This window comes from Paenibacillus barengoltzii NBRC 101215 (genome assembly GCF_004000745.1).
Classification (GTDB): Bacteria; Bacillota; Bacilli; order Paenibacillales; family Paenibacillaceae; genus Fontibacillus; species Fontibacillus barengoltzii.
In genome coordinates this window covers 1-4265 of sequence record NZ_BILV01000133.1, presented here as the reverse complement: position 1 = coordinate 4265, position 4265 = coordinate 1, and the positions used below count along the sequence as shown (strand labels likewise).

Sequence of the window (4265 nt, the reverse complement as noted above, 5' to 3'; positions counted from 1 at the left end):
CGAGTACACCGTCCGCCGCTACCTGCGCATGACTTGTTCCGAGGAAGAGATGTGTCAAAACCTGCTGCAGATGTGCTTGTCCATTCCTGCCATCCCTTACCGTGAGTTAATCGCCCATGGTCTGAACGCACGCCAGCGGAAGCCGTTCCTTGCAGCAGTCGCATAAGAATTGCAAGAAGTAAAGTGTATGGAGTATTACAAGAAGTACATGCAAGTAGTTAAGGAATTGACCCCTGGGCAACTTCAAGATTTTTTATACTGGACAGTTCCATCCCATTCTCTTCACTCCCTGATTCAAAGGGATAATGGTTAAAAAGGGGCGGAGAAAGGCAATATGCCCCCTCCCTATAATGAAATAACCGCTGCCGATGAACCGACAACGGTTAATAGATTTGATGCTAATTAGCTGGATATCGATCTGATTTGCACCTATCAGATTGATTCTTTTCAGAGATGATACGTCAGACTTGATCCTTGTAGGCCATCTTATGTCCGTCCTCGTAGCCTTGGGCGAAGCCGCTGTTAAAACCTTCTTGATAAGCCTCGTTATAGGCCTGATCATAAATGGCCTTGTCTTCACTTCCTTGTTCTGCAACAGGAACCGCCGCTGCCGGGACCGGTAGAGCGTTGCGCCGGCGTCTTACTCTCCGTCTTCTTCTGCGATGTGTACGCAGCTTGTGTACCGCCTTGCGACGCTTGCGGCGGGCAAGGATCGTCTTGCTTCTCCGCCTTAGGGTCAGCTTCCGTTTTCTGCGGAGCCGAACTTTTCTCGTCGTACGCGGCTTTACACGGCGGGTACGCCGGAGTTTGGTTTTTGCCATCCTTCTTCTTCCTCCTGTACTCCTCGGGTCACGTCGTATGCTGCATAGCAGGCGTCCATCATCCATGGTGGTGAAGGAGTTCCATATTTGACGCGATGAAAAGTCAACCCGCAAACCGTGCGGGCCATCGCTTCTTGATATTTGGTCAATTTATCTATATTTCCGGCAATATGCCTTGCAGCGTCCGGGGAGAGCTCGGTCACGTCGGCGAGGCTGCCGAGAATCCGCGCCATCGCTTGCTGGCTTTGGCTTATGGCATCAACTAACCGGAGTTTCGCCTCCTCCCCGGCCTGAAGGGGGAACATCGTCATTTGCCTGCCTCCAGATCAAAATCACCGCCGTCGAACAACCCGCCGAATCCTCCGTCCAGACCATCCCCGCCGCCTTCTGTCATGTCGGGAGGGAGCACCGTTTTCAGGTTGCTACACAGCCCATTTTGCAGCTTGGTCAGGCCCTCAATCACCTCCACGAGTTGATCGTGAACCTCCAGCGGGTCGGACAGCTGCTTTTCGTGATCCTCGAAACTGCTATCCAGCACATGATTCAATATCCAGTTGCGCACCTTCTCGGACTCGACCGCCTTGGCTTCCAGTATCATTGCGACGTTCCACTGGATTTTTGCGGCCGCATCCAACATGTTCAGATAAGCCTGTTCCCTGCTCATGGCATCATACCCCGCTTCATTAACCTCACTCTTCTTCTTGGACCTTTAATTGCTTCATCACATGGCTCAAATTCTCGGCCATTGCTTCCTGTAAATCGGCAATGGCATTTAAGTAGGAGATCACACTTTTGTTGATCCGACCCGAATTCTCCAAAATGCCGGGCGTCCCATCGAACGCTGGCTCGGCGTCGGGAATCGCATGAACGATCTGTGCCATGCGTACAGCGACTTGTCGTTCCGCATCGATCACCCGCGCCATCTGCTGGTGAGAGTGGGCCATGTGCACGATGATCTCAGATATTTTTTGCTCCACTCTGACTCCTCCTCAACTAAGGCCGGCCTTTACGCCGTGCTCTGATTAGCGGACTGCGGACACCAGCCTCAGGATGCCCTCCAATAACATATGCCGGTACGAATTTGCGCGTTCCTGTAGAGCCGGCTTGTTCCAGCCTATAAATCCTCGCTCACGATGTGTTGCGGAGGCAGAATCGGTAGCCCCTCCGGGTAGGCAGCCACTTCGTTCTCCGGTACAGCTAACGAAGGCGTAAGCCCCCAAGCGCGGAGCGTGTATTCCGAGACGATCTCCCTCCGTTGCCCCCGATCGATTTGGTACCACCGTCCGTTGCTGGCGACCACGACGCCGTCCGTAAAGCCCGCCTCGGATGGCATACCGCTGCTTAAGCCAGCGAGTTGCTCCGGTGAACGGGCCGGGCCGACGGGAAGCTGGACCAGATCCAGCACGGACAGTCGCGGCAGCCCCGGCAATGAGTCAGACGCCGCCGGGTGCACCGGATGGCGAACGCCATGCTCCAGCCAGTGTACGCCTTCCTTCACATCTCGAACCCGCACGTGGGTCGGGAAGAAATCCGCCGCCCTTAACGTCCGTTCCCCCCGCCAAGCAGGCATCCGTGCATAGAGAGCGTGCAGATCTCCCCATTTTTCACGAAAGAAATGGTGGTTGCGAGTGTTTACTTCCTGAAACTGCTGATTGCCTAACCCTTTCATCGTCATGCTTCCGTAATGATGCACGAAGGTGTCTCCGGCGATCACCAGCGTTTTTCCTTGCAGGCGCAAACGGGCGACCCAATCATCGTCCTCGAAATTGCCGATCTCATATCCTTCATCGAAATATCCAACTTGCTCCAGCGTTGCTCGAGGAAAAGCTACGCAAAACCCTACCAACCGATCGGTTATCCGCCACTTCATCGGATCCGAACGGTTGAACATGGCAGCAAATGCCGGCATATCCGCCACATCCTCATAAGGAACATCCATTTGCTGCTCGCCACTGATGTAATTCGTTACCGGCCCAACTGCAGCTGCTTGAGGAAACTGACGAAGGCACGCCAGCAGTTGATCCAGCCAACGCTCCGTCACCAGTACATCGTTGTTCAGAAGCACAATTGTATTCCCTTTGGCCATCATTAGACCGGTATTTACGGCACGGGCGAACCCCAGATTCTGCGGATACACCGCCAGCCGCACTCGCCCCGGCCGTCTCCGAACCGCCGCCGCCGTTCCATCGGTCGACCCATTGTCAACGACGATGACTTCATAAGGTGTAGACGTGTAGCGATCAATATGATCCAAGCACTGTAGCAGCAGATCTCTGCGATCATAAGTCGGAATAATAATACTCGTGATTTCCTGACGGTCAGCAAATGTTCGGTAGCCTTCTTGAACTCCGTAAGTATAGCCGGCAGTGTATCCTTGCTCGTAGGTTCCTGAACCGCGTCTAGTATGTTTGGTTTTTCCGTCAAACTCCATTTGCACTGTTGTGCACCTCCCCGAGCTGCGGCCATGCCGCCTCCCCTTTTATCAGTTTGTCGGCTAAATGTCCCGTATCCAACGCCACTTTGCCCAGTTCTCCGGATATCCGTGTGCAGATCATCACTGCTGCCACTCCAGCCGCAACCAAAGCCAGATCAAAGTCCGGAACTTCCCGGAAGCGCATCATGACCCTGGGCACATCGGCAACGCCCTGCACCGGAGCAAGCCAACCCACAACCTGCACACCGCGCTGCCCAAGATATCCCGCCAACGCTTCCGCTTGATTCCCGATTAGTAAGACACGCCGGCCATGCACCAGTCTCGTTAAATAACCTCCGGTATTGAGTTCATAATTGACGGTCGAAGTGGTCAAACGCAGGCTGCGGTAATCGATTCCATAATGGCGCAGCACCGGCAACAACAGCCCCTGATAGGACGGATGACGGGATTCCGGAACCCCGATAATATCCGCAGCCCTTATGGCGGCTGCCAACGCTTCACGTGCTGCCGGATTAGGCAAATGCACGCCTGCATAGGGCAAAAAAGCCCCCCAGCGGAGCGCTTCCTCGGTGGAAATGACCGTACCGTGCGCCAAGGTGAGCAGTTCTCCGTCGCCGAGACGGACAATCGACAGCGGTCGGTTTTCCCGCAGCGCCCCCTCCGCTGTAGCGAACACTTCTGCTGGCGTAAGCATCGGATAAAGCTGCCCGGCAACGGCTGGGAAACCGGCGGCAATGACGTCGTCCACCCGGATTTCGGGCAGCAGCATATAGCGGGGAATTAAGCGGCCCAGCTTGGCTTCCCCGCCTTCAAACAAGCCCTCGCGGTAGCCGGCCTCGAAGGCGGCGGCGCGAACCCGCTCCGCTTCCGCCGTAGACCAGGCGGCTCCGGAGGCATCCGGCGCCGCCGAATCCAGCGACGCCGGCCCGGGTGCAGGCAATAGCGGCGGCGAGAATGCGGCTGGGCCAGGCGAAAGGGCCTTAGTGGCCCGGCCTTGGCGGCCGCCCGAG

The 4265-nt window shown here is 55.8% G+C and carries 6 protein-coding genes and 1 pseudogene; 1 reads left to right on the top strand and 6 read right to left on the bottom strand.

Features of this window, described 5'->3' with window-relative positions; translation table 11 throughout:
• A pseudogene (locus PBA01S_RS23440) lies at nucleotides 1-166 on the top strand (transposase); the annotation flags it as partial.
• 295 nt (nucleotides 167-461) lie between these two features.
• Here PBA01S_RS23440 and PBA01S_RS23230 read toward each other — a convergent pair.
• From PBA01S_RS23230 to PBA01S_RS22345, 6 genes are all read right to left on the bottom strand, one after another.
• Entirely contained in the window at nucleotides 462-821 is a 360-nt protein-coding gene (locus PBA01S_RS23230) for a hypothetical protein (protein ID WP_051416893.1), read from the bottom strand.
• On the bottom strand, nucleotides 785-1132 hold the full coding sequence (locus PBA01S_RS22365) for a hypothetical protein (protein WP_016311049.1): 348 nt from the start codon (nucleotides 1130-1132) through the stop codon (nucleotides 785-787). The genes PBA01S_RS23230 and PBA01S_RS22365 overlap by 37 nt, the downstream gene beginning before the upstream one ends.
• Complete coding sequence (locus tag PBA01S_RS22360) at nucleotides 1129-1485, bottom strand: alpha-helical endospore appendage domain-containing protein (RefSeq protein ID WP_016311048.1); 357 nt, start codon at nucleotides 1483-1485, stop codon at nucleotides 1129-1131. The genes PBA01S_RS22365 and PBA01S_RS22360 overlap by 4 nt, the downstream gene beginning before the upstream one ends.
• A 25-nt stretch (nucleotides 1486-1510) precedes the next feature.
• Nucleotides 1511-1798, bottom strand: a complete 288-nt coding sequence (locus tag PBA01S_RS22355; RefSeq protein WP_009225097.1) for a hypothetical protein — start codon at nucleotides 1796-1798, stop codon at nucleotides 1511-1513.
• A gap of 137 nt (nucleotides 1799-1935) precedes the next feature.
• Nucleotides 1936-3252: a glycosyltransferase family 2 protein gene (locus PBA01S_RS22350; protein WP_255315424.1), complete on the bottom strand. Its 1317-nt coding sequence runs from the start codon at nucleotides 3250-3252 to the stop codon at nucleotides 1936-1938.
• Nucleotides 3242-4265: GT-D fold domain-containing protein (locus tag PBA01S_RS22345; RefSeq protein WP_255315423.1), on the bottom strand; the 1024-nt coding region annotated here is incomplete at its 5' end. The genes PBA01S_RS22345 and PBA01S_RS22350, both read right to left, overlap by 11 nt.

Excerpts from the sequence above, each read along its gene's own strand:
- PBA01S_RS23230 (WP_051416893.1), bottom strand. The coding sequence starts at position 821 with ATGGCAAAAACCAAACTCCGGCGTACCCGCCGTGTAAAGCCGCGTACG.
- PBA01S_RS22365 (WP_016311049.1), bottom strand. The coding sequence starts at position 1,132 with ATGACGATGTTCCCCCTTCAGGCCGGGGAGGAGGCGAAACTCCGGTTA.
- PBA01S_RS22360 (WP_016311048.1), bottom strand. The coding sequence starts at position 1,485 with ATGAGCAGGGAACAGGCTTATCTGAACATGTTGGATGCGGCCGCAAAA.
- PBA01S_RS22350 (WP_255315424.1), bottom strand. The coding sequence starts at position 3,252 with ATGGAGTTTGACGGAAAAACCAAACATACTAGACGCGGTTCAGGAACC.